This is a genomic window from Haloprofundus marisrubri, assembly GCF_001469955.1.
In the GTDB taxonomy this organism is placed as follows: domain Archaea; phylum Halobacteriota; class Halobacteria; order Halobacteriales; family Haloferacaceae; genus Haloprofundus; species Haloprofundus marisrubri.
This window is the reverse complement of the sequence record NZ_LOPU01000038.1, coordinates 26,469-48,708: the sequence shown is the minus strand read 5'-3', so window position 1 is coordinate 48,708 and position 22,240 is coordinate 26,469. Positions and strand designations below refer to the sequence as shown.

Annotated in this window: 15 protein-coding genes; 10 read left to right on the top strand and 5 right to left on the bottom strand. The window is 60.4% G+C overall.

The features are described 5' to 3' along the window. Positions 1–1,466 precede the first annotated feature (1,466 nt). A complete protein-coding gene (locus tag AUR64_RS20780) occupies positions 1,467–2,246 on the top strand; it encodes a ParA family protein (RefSeq protein WP_058583482.1) in 780 nt (259 codons plus the stop codon). A 101-nt stretch (positions 2,247–2,347) separates the two neighbouring features. Then, a complete protein-coding gene (locus AUR64_RS18635; RefSeq protein ID WP_058583481.1) occupies positions 2,348–2,776 on the top strand; it encodes a hypothetical protein in 429 nt (142 codons plus the stop codon). 424 nt (positions 2,777–3,200) lie between these two features. On the opposite strand, the gene AUR64_RS18630 is transcribed toward AUR64_RS18635, so the two are convergent. Together AUR64_RS18630 and glmM are read right to left on the bottom strand one after the other, a co-directional pair. Further along, positions 3,201–4,121 carry a transcription initiation factor IIB gene (locus tag AUR64_RS18630; RefSeq protein WP_058583480.1) on the bottom strand — a complete coding sequence of 307 codons (921 nt, stop codon included), beginning with the start codon at positions 4,119–4,121 and terminating at the stop codon, positions 3,201–3,203. Between the two features lie 93 nt (positions 4,122–4,214). Then, positions 4,215–5,558, bottom strand: a complete 1,344-nt coding sequence (gene glmM, locus AUR64_RS18625) for a phosphoglucosamine mutase (protein ID WP_058583479.1) — start codon at positions 5,556–5,558, stop codon at positions 4,215–4,217. A 650-nt stretch (positions 5,559–6,208) separates the two neighbouring features. Here glmM and AUR64_RS18620 point away from each other — a divergent pair. Continuing rightward, on the top strand, positions 6,209–6,793 hold the full coding sequence (locus tag AUR64_RS18620; RefSeq protein ID WP_058583478.1) for a DUF7344 domain-containing protein: 585 nt from the start codon (positions 6,209–6,211) through the stop codon (positions 6,791–6,793). A 353-nt stretch (positions 6,794–7,146) separates the two neighbouring features. Further along, on the top strand, positions 7,147–8,967 hold the full coding sequence (glmS, locus tag AUR64_RS18615) for a glutamine--fructose-6-phosphate transaminase (isomerizing) (protein WP_058583477.1): 1,821 nt from the start codon (positions 7,147–7,149) through the stop codon (positions 8,965–8,967). Positions 8,968–9,257: 290 nt separating this feature from the next. Here the strand turns inward: glmS and AUR64_RS18610 are convergent, their stop codons facing one another. Both AUR64_RS18610 and AUR64_RS18605 read right to left on the bottom strand, forming a co-directional pair. Continuing rightward, complete coding sequence (locus tag AUR64_RS18610; protein WP_155120665.1) at positions 9,258–11,660, bottom strand: hypothetical protein; 2,403 nt, start codon at positions 11,658–11,660, stop codon at positions 9,258–9,260. A 274-nt stretch (positions 11,661–11,934) separates the two neighbouring features. Then, the gene (locus AUR64_RS18605) at positions 11,935–13,482 is read right to left on the bottom strand and encodes a hypothetical protein (protein WP_155120664.1); all 1,548 of its coding nucleotides are present in this window, start codon (positions 13,480–13,482) and stop codon (positions 11,935–11,937) included. Between the two features lie 154 nt (positions 13,483–13,636). On the opposite strand from AUR64_RS18605, the gene AUR64_RS18600 reads away from it, so the two are divergent. The 4 genes from AUR64_RS18600 to AUR64_RS18585 all read left to right on the top strand — a co-directional run bounded on the left by AUR64_RS18600 (position 13,637) and on the right by AUR64_RS18585 (position 18,850). Continuing rightward, on the top strand, positions 13,637–14,335 hold the full coding sequence (locus AUR64_RS18600; RefSeq protein ID WP_058583474.1) for a hypothetical protein: 699 nt from the start codon (positions 13,637–13,639) through the stop codon (positions 14,333–14,335). Between the two features lie 34 nt (positions 14,336–14,369). Continuing rightward, the gene (locus tag AUR64_RS18595) at positions 14,370–16,202 is read left to right on the top strand and encodes a hypothetical protein (protein ID WP_058583473.1); all 1,833 of its coding nucleotides are present in this window, start codon (positions 14,370–14,372) and stop codon (positions 16,200–16,202) included. A gap of 119 nt (positions 16,203–16,321) precedes the next feature. After that, the gene (locus tag AUR64_RS18590; protein WP_058583472.1) at positions 16,322–17,902 is read left to right on the top strand and encodes an alkaline phosphatase family protein; all 1,581 of its coding nucleotides are present in this window, start codon (positions 16,322–16,324) and stop codon (positions 17,900–17,902) included. Between the two features lie 123 nt (positions 17,903–18,025). Further along, positions 18,026–18,850 (top strand): DapH/DapD/GlmU-related protein, encoded by an 825-nt coding sequence (locus tag AUR64_RS18585; protein ID WP_058583471.1) that lies wholly within the window; start codon positions 18,026–18,028, stop codon positions 18,848–18,850. Positions 18,851–18,924: 74 nt separating this feature from the next. On the opposite strand, the gene AUR64_RS18580 is transcribed toward AUR64_RS18585, so the two are convergent. Continuing rightward, positions 18,925–19,878, bottom strand: a complete 954-nt coding sequence (locus AUR64_RS18580; RefSeq protein WP_058583470.1) for a glycosyltransferase — start codon at positions 19,876–19,878, stop codon at positions 18,925–18,927. A gap of 180 nt (positions 19,879–20,058) precedes the next feature. Between AUR64_RS18580 and AUR64_RS18575 the strand changes: the two genes are divergently transcribed. Together AUR64_RS18575 and AUR64_RS18570 are read left to right on the top strand one after the other, a co-directional pair. Next, the gene (locus AUR64_RS18575; RefSeq protein WP_058583469.1) at positions 20,059–21,174 is read left to right on the top strand and encodes a DUF354 domain-containing protein; all 1,116 of its coding nucleotides are present in this window, start codon (positions 20,059–20,061) and stop codon (positions 21,172–21,174) included. Between the two features lies 1 nt (position 21,175). Next, positions 21,176–22,177 (top strand): glycosyltransferase family 2 protein, encoded by a 1,002-nt coding sequence (locus AUR64_RS18570; protein WP_058583468.1) that lies wholly within the window; start codon positions 21,176–21,178, stop codon positions 22,175–22,177. Positions 22,178–22,240 lie beyond the last annotated feature (63 nt).

The following is a 22,240-nucleotide window of genomic DNA, read 5'->3' as shown; positions in this document are numbered from 1 at the left end:
GTAAGACAGAAGCCCACGGGTTGTCGATGGTCGAGCCAAAAGGGGAATCTGTGCCAGCACGGGTCGAAACCAACGAGAGACACCACCGCCGCGAATGTATTCGAGGAATTCGTCGAAGACGGGAGACACCACCGCCGCGAATGAAAACCCTCGAACCGAACAGTGTGACATTCTCTCACGACCCAAGTCATGGGCTTTCTCGCTTAGGCTCTATAAGTCAAAAGATAGCTGACTAGTAGGATTGTAGACTAGTTACGGGTCGGGCAGAAGTGACGGAGAGGAACCGCCAGAATCTCCACGATAAAACTCCACCAGAAATTGTAGATCGAGTCGAAACAGTCGAAACAGACGAAGCCGTCATTTTGGGGAGTCTGAGAGGGGGTACCATCGCTAATGTAAATTAGGTCTCAAAACGGTTTCGAGGCTTACAAAGGTCCAGAAGGGTGTAGAGGGTGTTTTCAGTGGTGCTTCTGGGGGTCGACCTCACACACACCAGTCTCGCGGATGTAACGCGTACGAGAGAGGGGGGTGGAGAAGAAGCGGAGGTTGTTGCTGGGAAAGACACGGTGTATCTCAACGAGATGCGGACAGAGACGCTGAGACCGGAGGTGACGCGCAGACACGAACCAGCAACCCGAAGAGACGTGAACACCCGTTTCAACTGCACGAACCCCACAAGCAACGAAGTATCGTTGCTTTCCTGTTTCGCAACGAAGTTAACTTACTGGAATTTTCGCGTTGTTAGTATTTAATTGGTTCTATTTAGATCCTAAACAACAGCTACCCGATATGTCTCCTTCCTTTCCTTTGCGGACGATTCACCGGCAACGGTCTCCGCCTTTTCTCGCCCTCCCCCTCCCTCGAGACCGTTACATTCGCGGCGGTGGTGTGTGTGTCTGAATCTCGGCTCTTCTTCGAGAATCAGTTGGTCTTTCATCACTATCGAGCTTTTTTGACCCGTGTTTCGACTGGAGTTCCATCCACATCCGTGATTCTTCGTTCGTCCTGTCGGCTAACTGGATACACGATACGTCGCTATAGAGAGACCTGAAAAGGCGGACATCCGGCACAAGCCGGGGGTTCGGACCCCGGCTGCGTTTCCATCTCTGCGGTCCGCATTGAAACTTGCAACAGATATCGAGACGATTCGATCGTATTTACTCTGTACAACTCTTCTTGTACACAGTGTAACGCGTACTCGTCCGTACCGGCGGGAACTCCCGACTTCTGTCGGTCGACTCGGCGAACTCTCCGGCCCGTTCGTGAAAGATCTAATTCGTCTGTTTCGACTCGTCGCTGTGGGAGCGCTTTGGTTCGTTTTCGCTCGTTTTTCTTCGCTCTCGTTCGTTCCCCGATTTCTCTGCCACGCACCACACCCGAAATTCACAACATCAAAAAATGCACTGCATTATCTAATTTACTGCACCCGAAACGTTATTGCATTACTTTTTGAACTGCCGACAGACGTGCATACGATAGCCATTACGAATCAGAAAGGAGGGGTCGGGAAAACGACCATCACCGCCCATCTCGCGGTCGGACTGGCAAATCGGGGCCACCGTGTGTTGGCCATCGACCTCGACCCGCAGGGATATCTCACTCGTCACTTCGGACTCAAGGAGGAACTCTACCGGGGGGAAATCGACAACATCGCACTTCATCTCACTAACAGCGGACACGGTGACCCGACTGACCTCATCGTCACGACCGACGAAGACATCGACCTCGTACCCAGCAACTACGACATGCGCGGCGTCGCCGATGCGCTCTCGAACGCTAGAAACAGAGAACGCCGACTTCAGAACGTCATATCGGCGCTGCCGGGCGGTAGCTACGACTACGTACTCGTCGATAGTCCACCGAATCTAGGTGTTCTCACTGACAACGCGATTCTCGCATCACGCCGGCTGCTGATTCCGATTCAGGCCGAGGATTCGTCGCTCGATGCTCTGGAGATGGCACTCGACGAAATCGAAGAAATCGAGGCCGCGTTCGGCATCGACGTCGACATTCTGGGTATCGCACCGAATCTGGTCCCTCGCGACGGTGTCGCGGAGTCGACGCTCGAAACGATTCGCTCGACCCCTGGACTCGAAGAACTCGTTCTTCCGTACGAGATTCGGAAACGGGCAGATATCAAGTACGCAATGCGGAGAGGAGAGACACTCTACGCCTACAACGACGACTCCGACATGATTCCCGTGTTCGACCGCCTCGCAGCGGACGTCGAACGGAGCGTGAATTAAATAATGTGTTGCATTATATCGCGTTTCCACCACAGAGATGTGGAAGAGGGAACGGCGAAAGTACGATTTACGGACCACTCTGTACGCCCAGGAGACCTCTCGTGACCCAAAAAGACGAAGAACTCGAGCGCTCGACGCGGCGACTCGGCGACCGATTCGGCGCAGCGAAGAGTTCGGCCGGCGACTCGCAGCAGGCAGATGGGGAAGGAGACGAGTCGAACTCCGACCAATCGGAGACTAGCTCCGGCACCGAAACCGAGCCGACGTCCTCGAGTGGTTCGAACCCGGAGGCCGAGACCGACGACGCATCCAGCACCGAAGAAGTACCCGAGTGGGTACCGACGACGCTGTATCTGCCCGAAGAGACGCGTCGTGACCTTCGCCGGTTCCTGAAACGGTTGACCCTCGACTATCCCGAAATCGAGGACGCACAGAAACGCGAACTCCACACTGCCTTAATCCAAGTCGCAATGGACCGGCCGGAGGCCGTCGCCGACCGCACTGAAGAGTTGTCCGACACCGACAACTGAGCTGCTAGATGACCAGGTAATCACTGGGTGCCGGTCGCCGATGCAACTCGGTCTCGCTGATTGCGATTTCGGTCGCTTTTCGTCGACTTCGTATCGACGATGGACGCCCCGCTCACGGTGTGAGTTCGTCAAAAGGGTGCAGACCGACGCCTTCGTCTCGGCTCCACGGCCAGTAGCCGAGCAAGCGCAGGTGGCCTGCGAACCGACATCCGGGCAAGTGCCGGCCCAGCGCTCGAGGGAAGTCCACGTGCGCCACTACTTTCATAGAAGAGCTACCCCCTTCGTTATACGCTAATTACCGAGTTGAAACCGCACCCTAATTAGGGGACGAAGGTCGTGATACGGCACTATCTGCACAAAATCCGGCGACTGCTCGCCGACGCGCCGCTGCGGACTCCGTCGTCGGTCTGTTTCGACCGAGACTCTACGTGACGACTTCGAGCTGCTCGCGGTAGCGGTTCCGAATCGTCACGTCGGTCACTTGTGCGACCTCTGCGACCTCTCGCTGTGTGAGATTCGTATCGGTGAGTACTGCTGCGGCGTAGATGGCCGCGGCGGCGTATCCCGGCGGTGATTTCCCGGAGTGAAGCCCCGTCGCAGTCGTCTTCTCCAGAATCTCGCGTGCCTGCGCCTGCACCTCGTGGCTGACGCCGAGTTTCGAGCAGAAGCGCGGTAGATACTGCGCGGGGTCGGTCGGCTCCAGTTGCAGGTCGAGTTCGTCTGCGATATACCGGTACGACCGACCGATTTCGCGCTGCTCGACGCGTGAGACACTCGACACCTCCTCCAGACTTCGCGGTACGTTGCCCTGACGGCAGGCCGCGTACAGCGCGCTCGTCGAGATGCCCTCGATAGAACGTCCGCGAATCAGGTCCTTGTTGAGCGCCTGTCGGTAGATGACCGCCGCCACCTCTCGGACCGAATCCGGAATCCCCAGCGCACTCGACATCCGGTCGATTTCGCTGAGCGCGTACTGCAGATTTCGCTCGTCCGCGTTGCGCGTTCGAATCCGTTCTTGCCACGTGCGCATGCGCGACAGCTGTCGTCGCTTCTCGGAGTCTATCATTCGACCGTGTGCGTCGCGGTTGCCCGCGCCGATTTCGGTCGTCAGCCCCTTGTCGTGTATCATCTGCGTTATCGGCGCTCCGACACGCGAGCGACTGTCCCGCTCCTGTTTGTTGAATGCACGCCACTCTGCCCCTCGGTCGATAGCAGTTTCTTCTGCTACGAGACCACACGAGTCACAGACGAGTTCCCCTCGCTCCGTGTCGGTGACGAGCGGCCCTCCGCAGTCCGGGCACTCGTCGCCTCTGTCTCCCGTGCGCTGCTCGACGGTCCGCGTCATCGAATAGTAAATAAGCTGGGTGCCACGTAAGAACAGGAGTCGGTTTCACACGAAACGAAAGCTTACGGCGCTGAACGTTGTGAAACGGGCGGCTCAGTCCGAGAGGTCGATTCTCGGTACTTTTTCTCTCGACGCTTCGACGAGTTCGCTCACTTCGGCCAGCAGCGCGTCGGCTTCGGCGTCAGTCCGAGCTTCTGCGGTGAGTCGGATTATCGGTTCGGTTCCGCTGGCACGGACGAGGAACCAGCCGTCGTCGCGTTCGACGCGGACCCCGTCGGTCGTGTCGACGGCGGCATACTGGGCTGTGAGGCGCTCTTGAACGGTTTCAATCGTCGACAACTCGTCGTCGACACGTATCGATTTCCGGCGAATCGGATATCGTTCGATGCTCGACACGAGCGACGAGAGCGGGCCCTGTTTGCTCACGAGCCACGCCAGTTGACAGGCGGCGAACGGACCGTCCGGGCACAGTGTCTCGTCGGGCCATATCCACGCACCGCTCGGCTCACCGCCGAACACAACGTCGGGTTTTGCGGCCTCGGCAGCCACGTATACGTCGCCTACTTTCGTTCGCACGACCGAACCACCGGCTTCGGTGACCACGTCGTCGACGAGGAGACTGGTGTCGACGGGGACTGCGACCTGCTTGCCAGGTCTGACTGCTTCGCGGGCGAACAGCGCGAGCAGTACGTCACCCGAGACGAACTCTCCCGTCTCGGTGACTGCCATCATTCGGTCTGCGTCGCCATCGTGGGCGATACCGAGGTCTGCGTCGGTCGCAGCGACGAACTCACAGAGCGACTTGCAGTTCTCGGCGGTCGGTTCGCTCGGACGACCCGGGAATCGACCGTCAGGCTGCCCGTTGAGCGTTTCGACCGAACAGCCGAGTCGTTCGAGCGCGTCCGCGACGACGCCGCCAGCGCCATTGCCGACGTCGACGGCGACGGTCAGTCCTCGAATCGGGTCGAGCGCCGTCTCGATTCGGTTTGCGTGCGTCTCTATCGCTTGGTCCCACGACCACTCGCTGCCGTGGCCATCCCAGTCGGCGAACTCGAACGCCTCACTGTTGATTCGCCGGGTAATCTCGCGCCGTTTCGGGCGGTCGAACGCCTGCCCGCTCGGCGTCCAGAGTTTGAAGCCGTTATCTGTCGATGGGTTGTGCGAGGCTGTAACGGCGACGCCGGCGTCCGCGTCGAGCCAGCCGACGCTTCGCGCAATTGTTGGCGTCGCGGCGACGCCGAGACGGATGACGTCCGCACCGCACTCACGAGCACCGGCGCTCACTGCGTCCGCGAGCGCGGATCCGCTCTCGCGTGGGTCTCGCCCCACGACAATCGTCTTCGCACCTTGAGAAGCGAGGGCTCGGCCGACATCGAGAGCGAGGTCTGCCGTGATGACTCTCCCGACGGGGCCACGTATTCCACTGGTCCCGAACATTATACGTTCAAACCCCCCGGAAACAGCATTAGTATACGTCTCCTAACAAGGATGTCTAAAACAGACACCTACTCGGGCCACGAAATCAGCCAACGAGCGTCACTGAGGGAGATACTCGGTTAACGTCGCTTTGTCTGCACGTGTAATGTCGTTGCTCGGTGGTACGTCCTCCCTCACGCCATCCGCGTGCGAACGCGCCCTGATAGAGTTGTGTTCGTGGTGCTGTGTGCAGCGAAGTGTTCTGACTGCCGAGCCGCGTCCTATCGATACCAGAAAAACGGGCCCAGAGTGCTCAGAACGTGTCTTTCGGTGTGTCTGATAACGAGTGCGCGCTCGGGCAACGTCACCTTACGAAACACGCTGTCCTCGTAGGCTCTCACTGTTTTCTGATGTTCTGTGGTTATGCTCGGGCGGATTCACGGTATGCATCGACAAACGTTAGTTTCAATTGATGCAAATTCCGGGTGTAGTTTTCGCGCCCTGTGAAATGGATGAGCGCGCTTATCATGTAATGAGTAGTGATTGATAACTGGTGTGTCAACCATGCAAGCACGGATGCGGTCTCTAGAGCGGCGTCTCCACTCGGCGAATAACTACAGTGACGACACTCAGTCGGTCAGCAGCGACAGCAACGGAAGCGTGTTCTGCAGATGAGTGTCACTGAAAGTCAGTTCAAGAAACTCCAAGAGTCACAACAAGACAGCGAGGAGCAGCTAACGCTCGACGTCATTTTCGAGCTGCTGAAGAATCGCCGTCGTCGTGACATTTTCCGATACCTCATGGAGGTCGAGCGGACGGTCACGCTCTCGGAACTCGCAGAACAGGTCGCAGCCTGGGAGAACGACATCGAAGTTCAGGAACTCAACTCCGACCAGCGCAAGCGCGTCTACGTCGCACTCTACCAGACCCACCTTCCGAAGATGGATAAGGCGGGTATCATCGAGTACGAGCAGGACCGCGGCAACATCACGCTCTCGGAGAACGCCGACCTTCTCGGTATGTACCTGAACGACGACGCTGAAACCGAAACCGAATGGGAGAAACGGTACCTCGGTCTCAGTCTCGTCGGCGGGTCGTTCGCCATCCTCTTTCAACTAGCCGCCGTCGGCCAACTGCTTCAGGTTCTCGTCACCGTCGCGTTCGTCGCGTCGGTTCTCGCCGTCTCGTTGGTTCACGCGCGCGACGTGCGCGAGACTCGACGAGTCGCCGCCGAGAAGTTCTCTCGAATCAAGTAGCCGTTCGCTATCGACGGCCTTCTTTTTGATTTTTCACGACCCTCACCTGATGTCAGCTACTGCGTCAGTCTTTTTTACCGATTATTCCCTCTCCGAGCAGTTCTGAGCAGGATTTTCCAAAAACCTCCGTTCAACCGGCCGAGGACCCCGATACGGCGGTTCCTTCTCGTGATTAGGACTGGGTTGCCCGTCGTCAATTAGCGTATAACAATGATTGTACCACGTATAGGCTTGTTCGTTCACTCGACCCTCAAGTCGCAGAACGAATTTACCCATGACACTGGAACAAAACACTCCGACGTATCCCGTCGCACGAGTGCCTGCTCCCGGTCGAAACGGAGGACACGGCTAACATGTGTGGAATTATCGCCCGTATCGGTGACGGAGATGGCGTCCAAGAACTGCTTCAAGGCCTCTCGAATCTCGAGTACCGCGGATACGACTCCGCCGGTCTCGCGGTCAAGCAACGCAACGGCTCGCGGCCGACTGTCGTCAAACGACAGGGCAACGTCTCGGAACTCCGTGACCTCGCCGACGGCCAGATGCTTGGCCCGATCGGTATCGGTCACACCCGCTGGAGTACCCACGGCCCGCCGACCGACGACAACGCGCACCCGCACACCGACGAGTCTGGTCGCGTCGCCGTCGTCCACAACGGTATCATCGACAACTACGGCGAACTCCGCGAACGGCTCGCTGCCGACGGCCACGAGTTCCGTAGCGACACCGACACCGAAGTGGTTCCCCACCTCGTCGAGGAGTTCCTCGATGCCGGATACGACGCCGAGACGGCGTTCCGGAAAACCGTCGACGAACTCTCCGGAAGCTACGCGCTTGCGATGATTGTCGAAGGCGACGACGCAGTGTACGCGACCCGCGAGGGTTCGCCGCTCGTCCTCGGCGTCGCCGACGGCTGTTACTACCTCGCCAGCGACGTGCCCGCGTTCCTCGAGTACACCGACCGAGTGGTCTACCTCGACGACGGCGACATGCTGGTCGTGACGCCGGACGGGTACACGCTCACCGACGCAACCGGCGCAGTCGACGAACCGGTCGTCGAGACGGTGAGTTGGAACCCCGAGCAAGCAGGCAAGGGCGCGTACGACCACTACATGCTCAAAGAAATCTACGAGCAACCACAGTCGCTCCGGCAGGCCATCGAGGGTCGGGTCAAGCCGGAGTCGAACGAACTCGACCTCGAAGACTTCCCACCGGGAACGTTCGAGGACGTCGAGACTATCCAGTTCGTCGCGTGCGGGACTTCCTACCACGCGGCGAAGTACGCAGTACAGATGTGTTCGAACAGACAGCTCTCCGCACAGGCGTTCCTCGCAAGCGAGTACGCCACTTCCATCCCACACGTCGACGAGAACACTCTCGTCGTCGGTGTCACCCAGAGCGGTGAAACCGCGGACACGCTCACTGCGCTTCGAAAAGCGCAAGACGCGGGCGCGCAGACGCTCGCAGTGACGAACGTCGTCGGCAGCACCGCCGCCCGCGAGTGCGACGACGCCCTGTTCATCCGCGCAGGACCCGAAATCGGCGTCGCGGCGACGAAGACGTTCTCCTCGCAGGTCGTCTGTCTCGCCCTGTTCGTCGAACAGTACTACCGTGACCGCCACGACGGCGAACCGTCGGAAGGCTCCGACGAGTTGCTCGCGGCGATTCGTGACCTCCCGGACGTCATCGAATCGGTGCTGGAACAGACGTCCGTCCAGTCGGTCGCCGAGGCGTACCGCGACGTGGACTCGTACTTCTTCATCGGCCGCAACACCGGTTACACGGTGGCGCTGGAAGGTGCACTGAAGTTCAAGGAAATCACGTACGAGCACGCCGAAGGGTTCGCTGCCGGCGAACTCAAACACGGACCGCTGGCACTCGTCACGCCGTCGACGCCCATCATCGGCATCATCGACGGACTCGACAGCGACAAGACGATTCACAGCCTCGCGGAGGCGAAGACCCGCGGTGCGCCAATTATCGCAGTCACGAGCAATCCCGAAAGCGTCCGTGACCTCGCGGACATGGTTCTCGACATCCCCGAGACGAACCTCGAACTCGCCGGCGTCGTTGCGAACGTTCAGCTTCAGTTGCTGTCGTACCACGCAGCGGCGATGTTGAGCCGACCTATCGACAAGCCACGGAACCTCGCAAAAAGCGTCACCGTCGAGTAGCCCGTCTCGATTTCAGTTTTCGCCCGAGAACGCTGTTGCTTTCGACTTTTCGTGGCCGTTGTGCGGTTTTCGATACCGAGTAGCGACTAGCGAGGCTGTCGCTCTCGAGTTCTGAGAACAGCCACCCGGAAAATGGTGTGTCAGAGACGGGTGGCGTGTGTTTGCCCGCGGTGAAGGTGGTGGATACCGAATCGACGGGACCTAACTGATGTCCGTCTGTGTGATGTGGAAGCGGAGTGTCGGGCGGGCACCGACGAGAGTCGTGCCTGTGTTGCAGGCGTTCGTGTGGCCTACTCTTGCTGGTAGTCCTTCTTGAGGTCGACGCTCGCGCTACCACTCAGGTTGAACTGCGTGATGCTACCCGAGAAGAGGTAGGCGTCGATGCCACCAGCGACAGCGCCGCTGGCTTTGTTTCCGTTGACCTCGTCTTCGCTGTCGGTAGTACCGACGATTTCGGTGTGCTTGATGTCGCCGGTGACTGCCACCGCGTAGTTGGTGACGCCGTTGTCCGGACCGTTGATAACGAGGAGGTGCGGGTGGTCGGGGTCTCGTTCGACATCTTCCTCGCCGCCTGTCTCGCCACGTCCGTCGTCGGCGCTGCCGTCGTCGGTGGAACCGTCGTCAGTGCTGCCGTCGTCGGCGGAACCGTCGTCGGTGCTGCCGTCGTCGGTGGAACCATCGTCCGAACCGAACTCCGAGGGGTCGACTTCCTGACCGTTGACGAGTACCGTCGCGGTCCCTTCCGTGAAGCGGAACTGCGTGATGCTACCCGAGAAGGAGTACGCGTCCGCGCCGCCGGCGACTGCGCCTTCGGCCGTCGCGCCGTGGATGTTGTCTTCCTCGTTAAACGTGCCGGCGCTGGCCGGGCCGACGTCGAGTTCGCCGTCGACGGTGAACTCGTAGCTTGCGAGGCCGTCGTCGCCGCTGACGGTGACGACGTTCGGGCGCGAAACCGACGGGAAGTCGGTCACGTTGACCGCTTCACCGTTGACTCGGACGGTGACACCGTCGTCGGCGTCGAGTGCGTTCAGCTGACCTTCGAAGCCGTAGGAGTCCGTGCCGCCGTTGACGACCGAACCGCTTGCAGTCTGTGACTCGATGGAGTCCTCACTTTGGAGGTTCGCCTGACCGCCGTTGGCGATTTCGCCAGCGGCAGCGAAGGCGTAGGAACCCTCACCGCTCGCTTCGAGGTAGTTCGAGAGGTCCGACTCGTTGTTGTAGCCACCGCTGTTCCCACCGCTGTTTCCACCGTCGTACTCGACGGGCTGGTCGTCGAACTGCGGGGCGGGACAGCTGTCACTGCCGGAGACGTTGGCCGTGCTCACGTCGGAGCTGTTGAACACGGTCGCCTGCCCGGTGACGTTGATGGTCGAATCGAGAAGCGAAACGTTGCTCGAACCGTTGATCTTGATACCGTTCTGACTGCTACCGTTCTGTTCGACACAGAGGTTACGCAGTTCGGAGCCGTCGCGGCCGTAGATGAGAATCGCCTCGTCGTCCGAAGCGGTTCCCGTGACGCTGACGTTCTCCATGATGAGACGTCGCGAGGAGGGAGCGGTGTCCATCGAGACAGCGCGGAACGGCCAGTCTTTCGGGGACCGCGACTTCACGGCTTTCACGTCGTCGTCTACCTGGATGCGCGTGTTCCGAATCGTCATCTTGCCACCTTCCGTTCCGTGGACGATGGCACCGGAGGACGCACCGACGTCGCTCATGATGATGTCACAGTCCTCGATGAGCATCTCGTTGCCTTCCTTCATCCAGATACCACGCGCGTTGCGGTCACGCGGCGTCTGGTCTCTGTCGTCGCAGACGACTTCCGCACCTTTGACGACCGCTTTCGGGCCGCCGGTACGAATCTGCTGGATGTTGTTGTTGCCGTAGCGACCGCCGATGACGTTGACGGGGCCGGAGTGAGCGCTGGCGTAGAGACCTTCGTGGTCCCAGCCGGAGATGTTACAGTTGATAAAGTTGAGCGTGCCAGCGGGGTCGAGTTCCGGCACTTCACCGACGTCGGGATAGTCGCCGACGATGGTCGGTCGGACCCAGACACCCATGCCGAGGCCACCTTTCGAGAAGTCGATGTCCTCGAGGGTGAGAACGGTGTCGGAGCCAGCGCACTGGAGGAACGCGCCGCCGACTTCGCTGTCTGCGTCCTGCCGGTCGAGAAGTCGCCAGCTTTTGAGCACGTTCGTGCCGGACGTCGCCTTGAAGACGACACGGGAGGACGTGCTACCGGGCTGTTCGACGTCGAAGCCCTCGATGTGAACGCCTTGGGCGTTCGAGAGGTAGATGAGGGTTTCTTCGCCCGAGTGGTCGGGCGTGATGGTTGCACCGTTCGGCGCGACCATCGCAAAGTTGTTGAGGCCGCTCTCGCTGAGCGGCGCGAGTTTGTACGTACCTTGCGGGAACTTGACGAGCGTGTTGTCCTGAAGGTGGTCTTCGAGGACGCTGTTTATCGTCTGGTTGCCCGAGGTGTCTGCACCTGCTTCGGCGATGTTGACGACGTTGCTATAGTTGCTCTCGGAGACTGCTGCGGACGCGACGCCGCTGGCACCGGCGCCCGTCGCTGCAGCCGCCGCGGCTGCACCGGCCATCTGGAGGTAAGACCGGCGACCGAGGAGTAATCCGTCGTTATCGCCATCAGTAGTCGACTCTTGCTCTGTCTCATTGACTGCCAGTTCGCGTGCCATGCACTCGGTTAAGATAAGACTGCACCTATAAATCTTTCCTAGTCCCCCCGATTCTGAGCGAATACATTCACTAATTCCTGAACGAAACTTCAGAATTTCATGAATGTACGGAAATCTGAATGATGGCAACAAAACGCCATTTTTGGCTGTCTGAAGGCCTCAAACATCGGATAAACCGGGCGTTAACGGCTGGTTACCGGCCACGCTGGTCTGTTATTGCTCGCTTACAGTGGGCGTCTGTTCAGACAACTGAACACACGCAAAACAAAGAATTTCAGACTTGCTCAACTAGGGTTCCGACGACGCCGCTGTTGTTGACACCGGTTATCGCAAACCGTCCGTTGTTGGTTCCCTCTCCGAAAAACTGCCTGTCGATACAGAACGGGAGCGTCTCGTTGACGAGATACCGGTCGGCATCGTCGCTCGTCTGGTGGTTTCTGCTTTCGAGTTTGGAACCCTCTCCGATGAGTACGCCACAACCGTCGTCTTCGTCGTTCAAATTCACGAGAAGCGGGTATCGGCCGACGACGACCGAGAGGTTCTCCAGTACCGTTCCGGGCGAGTCGATAACGTCGATGCCGTCGCGGTCCGTCCCGGACTGTTTGATGTCGACGCGGTTCAACATCGACTCGCTTCGACCTTCTACCTGGATTGCGCTCCATCCCGTTCCGTTCCCGTGGATACGGACGTTCTCGACGTTGAGACCCCACGTTTCCGGTCTCGACCGGAGACTCGGGGCGTAGAAGTTCCCCTGTTTCGGATAGCGCGCTTTGATACCGTACGTGGGCGCGTTGACGAGGATATCGGTGTTTCTAACGGTTGTTTTCCCGTGTTCCTTGTCGACGACGATACCGCCGGAGCTCAGCGTTCCTTCGAGACTGGTTATCTTGATGGTACAGTCCTCGATAACGGTCCCATCACCTTCTTTGAGCCAGATGCCGCGCATGTTCTTCATATCTGGTCGTGGTTTGTCGATGCGGACTGTCACGTCTTTCACCAGCGCGGGTGTATCAGCGTTCCCACCGCCAACGCGAACTTGTGAGAGCCCGTTGTTCGCGTACTCGCCGCCGAGTACTTGGATAGGCCCACCGTGGGCCGATGCGTACAGTCCCTGTTCGCCCCAGCCGATAATCCGGCAGTCTTTGAACGTCAGCGACCCGGGATCGCTCGTCGGAAACACGAAGACCGCTTCGGTCCGGGTCGACCCGTTCGACATATCCACGTTCTCGACGAGAAGGTCCGTCTCCGCTCCAGCGACGCGGTAGACGAACGCCTGTGTCTTCTGTGGGTACGTGTGGACTCCCGCCAGAACGATGTCTCTGATGACGTTGCTTCCGCCGCCCTCACAGAGAACCTGTACCTGCGGGGCGGTCTTTTTGTTGCGGCAGTCGATGGTCACACCCTCGAAGAGCAGCCCATCGACACCGTCGAAGGAAATCCATGCCCCACCGTGTTTGTCGGGCGGGTGAAACACCGCGCCGTCGCCGACGACACCGACGTTGCGGAGGCCTTGAAGCGCCCAAATCGCGTCGATACGGTACTCACCTTCCGGAAAGTACAGTAGCGTGTCGTCGCCGACCAATCTGTTCAGTAACTCGTTCACCGCCTCCGAACCGCTCGTATCGGCTCCCGAGGCTGCGACGTTGACGACCGTTCCGTAGCGGTCTGCGTACGGAATCCCCGAGTTCGAGACCGAGTTGCTGCCGGTCTCTCCCGTGGATTCGTTCGACCGAGCCGATGGCTCTTCCGACGAGTCGCCGCATCCGGCAATTCCGGCCGTCATGCCTGCAGCGAGTCCCGCCAGATACCGTCGTCTGTTCATTCGCAAGCGAGACTTCTTATCCGGCACACGTGGTTGTATACCACGATTTGGGCATTGTTATATCTCACCTACCTATCGTCCAGTTGGCTGTCTGATGCCTACGAGAAATTAGTCCCCTCATTCCAAAGCCAACTTCCGCACAACGAGTAGCCCGATGGAGTTTACCTTCGACGAGTACGGGCGTCTCTTGGACTCGCTCATCGAGGACGGCTATTCGTTTACCGATTACGAGCGGATGCCGTCGCGTGGGCAGGTTATCCTTCGACACGACGTCGACTGGTCACCCGAAAAAGCCCTTCGTATGGCCCGAATGGAAGCCGACCGCGACGTACAATCGACGTACTTCTTCCTCGTGACGACTCCATTCTACAACGTCCACGCACGTGATATCCGCGAGACTATCGCGGAAATCGAGGCGCTCGGCCACGACGTCGGACTCCACTTCAGCACACACGAGTACTGGCGGGAGGAACCGCTCGAGTCCGACCTCCTCCGCCGTATCAACGGCGAGCGGCGAGCGCTCGACTCGGTCGTCGACGACCTCACTGAGACGATTGCGTTCCACATTCCCCCCGAATGGACCCTCGACCGGTCGTTCAATGGGTTCGTGAACAGCTACGAACCGCGATTTTTCAGCGCCGTTACATACCTCGGAGACTCCGGCCAGCGGTGGCGTAGCGGCCATCCCTTCGAGGATGGCATCCCGGAACGGATGCAGCTGCTCACCCACCCGGGTCTGTGGGGCGACGAAGACGCAGCGTTCGAGAAGAGACTCGAACAGCAGCAAGAGCGCCGATTTGAGGCTGTACGGGGCTTCTTGGCGTCGGAGTTCCTCTCCGAAGGAAGCGATTAACAATGGCCGTTCCTCGCCACTTCAGTAACAGTTTATGAGTTTCAGACAGGCCGACGATGGGTCCGACGGTGAGGACCTCGTCGCGACCGGGCTTCTCGCCGTCGGGTTCTTCGCGCTCGCGGGAGCTATTCTCTACGCGCGAAGCGTCCCGGCGACGGGGTACGAGCTATCGATATACGCCGGAACGCCGGTCGTGGTCTGGGGGGCCATCGGCGCTGCAGTGCTCGTCGCAGCAGTGTACGCGCTGTTTCTGCCTCCCAGTCGGACGCGCCTCTGGGCGCTCGTCCTCGGGGGGAGCGCCGTTACGACCATCGTCTCGATGCCGCTTATTCGCGGCTACTTCTTCGTTGGAGTGGGCGACTCGCTGAGCCACTTGGGATGGGCACGCTCGATTCAGCGTGCGTCGATTCTTCCCCAGCAGATGTTCTACCCGAGCATCCACAGCCTCACCGACGCCATAGACATCGTCACTGCGATGGGACTTCGGCGCTCGATGATGCTCGTCGTCGTCGTCACGCTCGTCGCATTCCTTATCTTCGTACCGCTCACCGCACGCGCGATGACCGGGAGCAGTCGAGCCCTCGTGTTCGGCGCGCTCTCGGCGTGGCTGCTCCTGCCCATCAACCACATCGCCGTGCACCTGATGCCGCACCCGAGTACGCAGGCTATCTTCATCGCTACGCTCGCGGTGTACCTGCTCGTCCGCTACGTCCAGAGCTCTTCCGACGACGTCTCCGGCGGCCCGTTCGCCTTCGGTGCGTTGTTCTTCCTCGTCGGCGCTGGACTCGTGCTCTACCACCCGATGCAGGCGCTGAACCTGTTCATCCTCTGTGGGACGGTCGGACTCATCCAGTTCCTCGCACGCAGGCGGGCGATGGACTCTATCGTCGCCAGCCACCGGCCGGTGTACGCGCAGACCGGCCTCTTGGGGCTGTTCCTGTTCGCGTGGATGGTTCCGCGCGAACGGTTCCAAGGGGCGTTCGAGGGCGTGTACAGCGACATTCTTCTGGGGAACCTCGTCGGCGGCGAGCGAGCTCAAACTGTTAGTGACGGTGCGGTGAGCGTCGGCGCGAGCCTTCCCGAACTGTTCGTCAAAATCTTCCTCGTCTCGACGGTTTACGCCGCACTGACGGGGCTGTTCTTCCTGCTCACGTCGACGGGCCGTCTCGACGACGACGTGCGGAGTCAGTCGCTCGTGCTGTATCTCGGCGCGGCACTGGTTCCGCTGGTTGGTCTTTTCGCCGTCTACTTCGTCGGTTCGCCGACGCTCGGCTACCGCCAACTCGGTTTCATCTTCGTCGTCGCCACCATCGTCGGCGCGGTGGCGCTGAGCAAACTCGTCGGCGGACTGCAGAGCCGACTCACGTTCGACAGCGCTCGCTCGGTTGCGGCCGTGGCGATGGTCGTGATGCTCGCCATGTCGATGGTGGTCATCTTCCCGTCGCCGTACATCGTCAAGACGACCCAGCACGTCTCCGAACAGCAGTACTCCGGCTTCGAGACGACGTTCGAGCACCGAAACGAGGAGGTGTTCTTCTCCTCGGCGGGTGTCGGACCCGAGCGGTTCTCCGACGCCGTGTACGGCTTCGAGAACGTCACTGAACCCGTGGGCGTTCCAGTCGCCGACGCGCAAATCGACCCTGCAAACAGAACGACCGACAGCGACTTGAGCAACGTCTCCGGTCAGTTCGAGGGGCCCCGATACTTCGTCACGACCGACATGGACTCTCAACGCGAAGTACTGCTCTACAACGAGAAAGCGTACACTAGAGCCGATTACGAGTCGCTGCCGACGCAACGGCAGTTGAACCTCGTCCAGTCGAACTCCGAGTACACGCTGTACGTCACTCGCGACGGCTTCGCGTAACGACCGTTTCGGTCCATCTTAATTTTTCAGCGACGCGCAACGCTGAACTACCGACTCGACGCGTAGAGATACGCGATGCATAACAAAGCGCGTATCCGGTATGTGTCCGTGTAGTAGCAATGCATTCTGATTCATCGACGCGAGCGTTCGTGCTCGGACTGGACGGCGTCCCGTGGGGGATGCTTCAGTCGTGGATAGACGACGGGCATCTTCCGAACTTCAAGCGTCTCACAGACGAAGGCGCATCCGGGTCGCTCGAGAGCACCCGTCCGGCATCGACGCCGCTGGCGTGGCCTTCCATTGCGACCGGCGTCTGGCCGGACAAACACGGCCTCTACGACTTCCAGCGCCTCACCGAGGACTACCGCCGCGAGATGTACACCAGTTCGGACCTCTCGCGTCCAGCGCTCTGGGAGATGCTGTCGCCCTCTGTCGTCGCCAACGTCCCCATGACCTACCCCGCGACGAACATCGACGGGAAGATGGTCACCGGGATGCTCACACCCGGCTTCAACGACCGATTCACGAGTCCGCAGTCGCTCTCCGAGGAGATTCAAGACGAGATTCCCGACTACATCATCGGGATGCGGTACGCCGACTACCACAACCGCAAAGACGAGTTCCCCGACGCTATCGAGAACCTCGCCACGCAGCGCCGCAAACTGCTCTCGAAGCTGATGAAAGAAGACGACTGGCGACTGTTCTTCTTCGTTTTCACCGCGCCGGACCGCCTCCAACACCTCATCTGGGACGAGGAGACGCTCTTGACCCACTACCGCCTGCTCGACACGATTCTCGGCGACGTGCTCCGGTACGTCGAGGAGCGCGAGGCGAACCTCTACGTGGTCTCCGACCACGGGTTCGGCCCCATCGACCAGTACGCCTGTGCGAACACGCTGCTCGAACAGGAAGGTTTCCTCGTCCGAAAACAGGACAAGAAACGCGGTGCACTCCAGCGCTTCGGCCTGACGAAACAGCGCATCGAGGAGACGCTCGGCGCGGTCAACCTCGACATCGACACTGTCGCGCGACACTTGCCCGACCGATTCGTCGACTCCGTCGCCGACCAAGTGCCGGGCGACCACGCGCTGTACGACGCCGACTTCTCGAAGACGGAGGCATTCGTCCACGGCTCCGGTCACGTGTTCATCAACGCCGTAGACCGCTTCGACGAGGGTATCGTCCCTCGCGAACGCGTCCCCGAAGTCAAAGCGCGCCTGATGGACCTCTTCGAGAACTACACCGACCCGAAGACGGGCGACCACCCGTTCGAGGTGTTCGACGGTGACGAGATATACGACGACGACGAGCAGTCCGCGGACATCGTCCTCGAAGGCCAACCCGGCTACGAGGTCCGCGCGTCGCTCTCTAAAGAGGTCTGTATCGACAGTTCGCATCTCGAAGCGTCGCACCGTCCCGAAGGCATCTTCTTCGCGTGGGGCGAGAACATCGCCCCCGGTGCGACCGTCGACGGCGCGACGGTCGTCGACGTGGCTCCGACGCTGCTGCACGCGCTCGGTGAACCAGTGCCGGAGGGAACCGACGGCCGCGTCCTGCTCGAAGCGTTCGAGAGTGAGTCGGAAGCCGCGTCCCGCTCTGTCGAATACGCACCCTACAGCGAGGTCGGCCGCGGTGACGCCGAAGAAGAGGACTTCTCGGGCGTCGAGGACCGCCTGAAAGGCCTCGGCTACATGGAGTAGCTCGACCCCCCCGAAACCTTGAAAACCCGAACGCGAGCCAGTTCGATTCCGCCCCACTGGAAGCACCCGACGACGGCGGACAATCGGGCCATTACAATACCCCTTCTGACCGACGTTTCGGTCGTGACTACCGAACTCCGCGCCTCCGACATCGCATCGTTTCTCGGCGCGACGCTCGACGGCGACGACGTACTCGTCACCGGCGTCGAGTCGCTGTACGACGCCACCGCGGACGATTTTGCGTTCTCCCGCTACGACAGTCCCGAGAAGCTCGCTCGCTCGAACGCGGGGTTACTCGTCTGTCCGGAGTCGACGCCGGAACTCGAACGACCGGTCATCCGGCACTCTGACCCGAAACTCGGCTTCGTCAAAGTCGTCCGCGAGTTCTTCGCCGACCCGATAGCAGAGACCACCATCCATCCAAGCGCCGTCGTCGAAGACGGCGCGGAACTCGGCGAGCGCTGTTATATCGGCGCACAAGCGTACGTCGGTGACGCTGTGACTCTCGGCGACGAATGCAAAATCCACGCCGGCACGACGCTCGGCGAACCCGGATTCGGGTTCACTCGCGACGAGAGTGACCGACCGCTCCGGCAACCGCATCTCGGTGCGGTCGTCGTCGGCGACAACGTCGAAATCGGCGCGAACAGCAGTGTCGACCGGGCGGCGTTCTCCGAGACGGTCATCGGCGACGGCTCAGTTCTCAGCGCACAGGTGCATATCGCTCATCAGGTCGTCGTCGGCGAAAACGTCTCGATGGCGTACGGCGTCGGTGTCTCGGGAAGTACCGAAATCGGCGACCGTGTGGTCGTCCACCCTCACGTCGCCGTCGCCGGTCATCTCTCCATCGGTGACGACGCAGAGTTGGGTATCGGTTCGACTGTCCTCGACGACGTCGACGCGGGAACGACCGTCGTCGGGTCGCCCGCCCGCCCGATACGTCGATAGCTTTCCGTAAAATAGCGCTCCTCGCAGCGATTCGTCTCTTCTTGGCTAACCGCAGTGAAAGACCTCGCCGTCGTTCAGGCCGTCTGTGCGACTTTCCGTCCGTTCTTGGCGAGCACATCCTCGTACACTTCGTAGATGTGGTCCGCCATCTGCGCGATGCCGACGCGTTCGGCCTCTTTGCGACCGTTCGACCGCCCACCCTGTTGGAGCACTCGAACGAGGTTCTCGATGAGTTCGTCGTCCGAATCACAGACGTAGGAGGGGTCGACCTCCGCGAGTCGCTCCGGAACGTCGCCGACGCGCGTTGCGACGACGGGGAGGTTACACGCCAGTGACTCCTTCACCACGTTCGGCGAGCCTTCGCGTTTCGAGGTGAGAAGCAGCGAGTCGGAGGCGTTCATGTACACCGCGACACGGGGGTGCGGGAGGCCGCTGATAGTGTGCAGTTCGACGGGTTTCGACACCTGTTCGCGGACGGCCTCGACGACGCGTTCGGCTCGGGGGTAGTCTTTGACCGTCCGCTCGGGCGAGTACGGGAACAGCACGTGATAACTGTCGTCGTCCCAGCCGAGTTCCGCTCGGGCTTCGGACACCGAAGTCGGCTGGAACCGTTCGAGGTCGACGCCGTGGGGAATGACCGTACAGTCCTGTCCGAGCGACTGCTCCATCTCCTCGGACATCACGATGACGGCGTCACAGAAGCGCGCGGACGCTCTGCTCACGGGCCGATAGGAGCCTTCGAGGTCCGACCCCCACAGCGAGAGGACGACCGGAAGTTTAGGCTGTGAGAGCGCCATCGGCGCTGTGAGCCCGTAGTTGGCGTGAATCAGGTCGTACTCCCCGAGTGACTCGCGGACGACCTGCGGGAAGAACCGCAGGTAGTCGGCTGCCGTTCGTGGGGAGCCGGCACGATGTTTGCCCGGAACGGAGAGAGTCGTAGAGGTTACCCCGTACGACTCTTCGAGTGCCCGGACCTGTAGTCGGTAGAATCTTGCATCGGCGTTGGTAGTCAGGTTGAGAACGTGCATACGACGAGGTGCTACTATCCGGGTGTACTCTATCGTCGGGCTTTGTTATCCACACCCTGATTGACTCGTTGTGACGAAGGTACGCTCAGTTCCGAAACCGGCAGACGGAACGGGGTTACACGTGTGAGAAGCGGTAGACGGGCCATAACAAAGGCCGGATGAGGTTATTCTACGAGCGGGATGAGGTATCTAATATTCACGAACACTCCGGCTCACGTTCACGTCTACAAGAACGTGGTCCGGCGACTGGAGGAACGTGGGCACTCCGTCCATATCCTGGCGCGTGATTACACGTGTACAGTAGACCTCCTCGAATACTACGACCTCCCGTTCGACATATACGGCCACCACGGAACGGCCGCATACTCGAACGTGGGGATGGCACAGGAACTGGCGACGCAACTGCTCAAGATTCCAGTATCCGCGAAACGATTCGACCCCGACGTTGTCGTCGGCCTCGGTGCGTACGCCGCCTACGCGGGGACGCTCCTCCGCGCCGAGACGATTCTCCTCCGAGACTCTGCACCCGGGACTCTGCTGCCGAAACTCGCCAGCAAGTTTGCCGATGTCGTGCTCACGCCCGACGTGTACGGCCTCGACCTCGGACCGAACCACTACACGTTCCCCGGACTGAAGGAGTGCGCGTATCTCCACCCCGACGTGTTCGACTCGGACCCGAGCGTCCGCGAAGAACTCGGTGTCGGTCCCGACGAGCGCTTCGTCATGCTGCGCTTCAACTCGTTCGACGCGATGCACGACGCGGGCAAGAAGGGCTTCTCGCTGGAGGACCGCCGTAACCTCATCGAACACCTCTCCGAACAGGCGACGGTGCTCGTCTCCGACGAGGGCGACAACATGGACTTCGACGACCTCCCGGCGCGACCGTACGACATCCACCCCGCACGGATGCACGACGCGCTCGCGGAGGCGTCGCTACTCATCGCCGACACCGGGACGATGGTCACCGAAGCATCGCTGCTCGGCACGCCGGCGATTCGCTCCAGCGCGTTCGTCGACCAGGAGTTCGGCGAGTTCGCCGAACTCGAACGCTGTGGCCTCATCGACAACATCACCGACTTCGACACCGTCGTCGAGCGAGCGGACGAACTGCTCGCCGACGAGAGCGTCCCCGCCCTCTGGCAGGAACGCCGCCGGGAGTTCATGGACGCACGCGTGAACCTCACCGAACTCATCGTCGACGTCGTGACCGACCCACGAGCGGTCAGCCGAAACGCATCGCTGACCCGCTACAGTGAGAGACAGACCGTCGACCAACCCGACGCCACCCCGCTGTAAGATGTACGAAGGAAAAACCATCGGCGCCGTGATACCGGCGTACAACGAAGAGAAGTTCATCGGCGAGGTCATCGAGACGCTCCCCGAGTTCGTAGACAGAGCGTACGTCATCGACGACGGCTCTAGCGACGACACGTGGAACGCCATCTGCCGCGCCGCAGAGAGAGTCAACGAAGGCTGGGAAGCCCCCGCCCCACGGGCCGACGGCGGTGACGGCTACGACCGCCGCGTCGTCCCGATTCAACACGAAGTGAACCGTGGCGTCGGCGGGGCCATCAAAACCGGCTACCAGCACGCGCTGACCGACCACGTCGACGTGACGACGGTCATCAGCGGCGACGGGCAGACCGAACCCGACATCGTCGAGCGCATCATCCGACCCGTCGCCCTCGACGACGCCGACTACTCGAAAGGCAATCGCCTGCGTGGTCGTGCACGTCAGGACATGCCGATGTTCCGGCAGGTGGGCAACTTCGTCCTCTCGCTTCTGACGAAGATTGCAAGCGGCTACTGGAAGCTGATGGACCCACAGAACGGGTCGACGGCCATCTCCTACGCCGCACTCGACGAGGTCGACCTCGACGAACTGTACGAGGACTACGGCTTCGCAAACGACCTGCTCGTCCGCCTCAACGTCCACGGGATGGTCGTCGCGGACGTCTCCCGCCGCGCGGTGTACAAAGACGAAGTCAGCCACATCAAGTACAAGGAGTTCATCCCGAAGGCGTCGGCACTGCTGCTTCGTGACTTCCTGTGGCGACTCCGTGCGAAGTATCTCGTGAAGGACTTCCACCCGCTACCGTTCTTCTACTACTTCGGAGCGGCCGCGGCAGCGCTCGGCGCTGGGTCGGCAGCGAAGAAGCTGTTCAAACACGAAGACAGCGTCCCCTCGGTGCTGCTGTTCTTCGTTGGATGGCTGTTCATGCTGTTCGCGATGGTGTTCGACCTCAACGAGAACGACGACCTGCAGGTCATCGTCCACGACCCCCACGAGTTCGACTGAGTTCCTCGTCCCGACTTCCGTCGATCGAACCGTCGCCAGTGTCGTTGTCTCGCTTTCGATTTT

What these genes read in the sequence shown, in the direction of transcription:
- AUR64_RS18630 (WP_058583480.1), bottom strand. Translation starts at nt 4,121, where the DNA reads ATGACGCGGACCGTCGAGCAGCGCACGGGAGACAGAGGCGACGAGTGC.
- glmM (WP_058583479.1), bottom strand. Translation starts at nt 5,558, where the DNA reads ATGTTCGGGACCAGTGGAATACGTGGCCCCGTCGGGAGAGTCATCACG.
- AUR64_RS18620 (WP_058583478.1), top strand. Translation starts at nt 6,209, where the DNA reads ATGAGTGTCACTGAAAGTCAGTTCAAGAAACTCCAAGAGTCACAACAA.
- glmS (WP_058583477.1), top strand. Translation starts at nt 7,147, where the DNA reads ATGTGTGGAATTATCGCCCGTATCGGTGACGGAGATGGCGTCCAAGAA.
- AUR64_RS18610 (WP_155120665.1), bottom strand. Translation starts at nt 11,660, where the DNA reads ATGGCACGCGAACTGGCAGTCAATGAGACAGAGCAAGAGTCGACTACT.
- AUR64_RS18605 (WP_155120664.1), bottom strand. Translation starts at nt 13,482, where the DNA reads ATGAACAGACGACGGTATCTGGCGGGACTCGCTGCAGGCATGACGGCC.
- AUR64_RS18600 (WP_058583474.1), top strand. Translation starts at nt 13,637, where the DNA reads ATGGAGTTTACCTTCGACGAGTACGGGCGTCTCTTGGACTCGCTCATC.
- AUR64_RS18595 (WP_058583473.1), top strand. Translation starts at nt 14,370, where the DNA reads ATGAGTTTCAGACAGGCCGACGATGGGTCCGACGGTGAGGACCTCGTC.
- AUR64_RS18590 (WP_058583472.1), top strand. Translation starts at nt 16,322, where the DNA reads ATGCATTCTGATTCATCGACGCGAGCGTTCGTGCTCGGACTGGACGGC.
- AUR64_RS18580 (WP_058583470.1), bottom strand. Translation starts at nt 19,878, where the DNA reads ATGCACGTTCTCAACCTGACTACCAACGCCGATGCAAGATTCTACCGA.
- AUR64_RS18575 (WP_058583469.1), top strand. Translation starts at nt 20,059, where the DNA reads ATGAGGTATCTAATATTCACGAACACTCCGGCTCACGTTCACGTCTAC.
- AUR64_RS18570 (WP_058583468.1), top strand. Translation starts at nt 21,176, where the DNA reads ATGTACGAAGGAAAAACCATCGGCGCCGTGATACCGGCGTACAACGAA.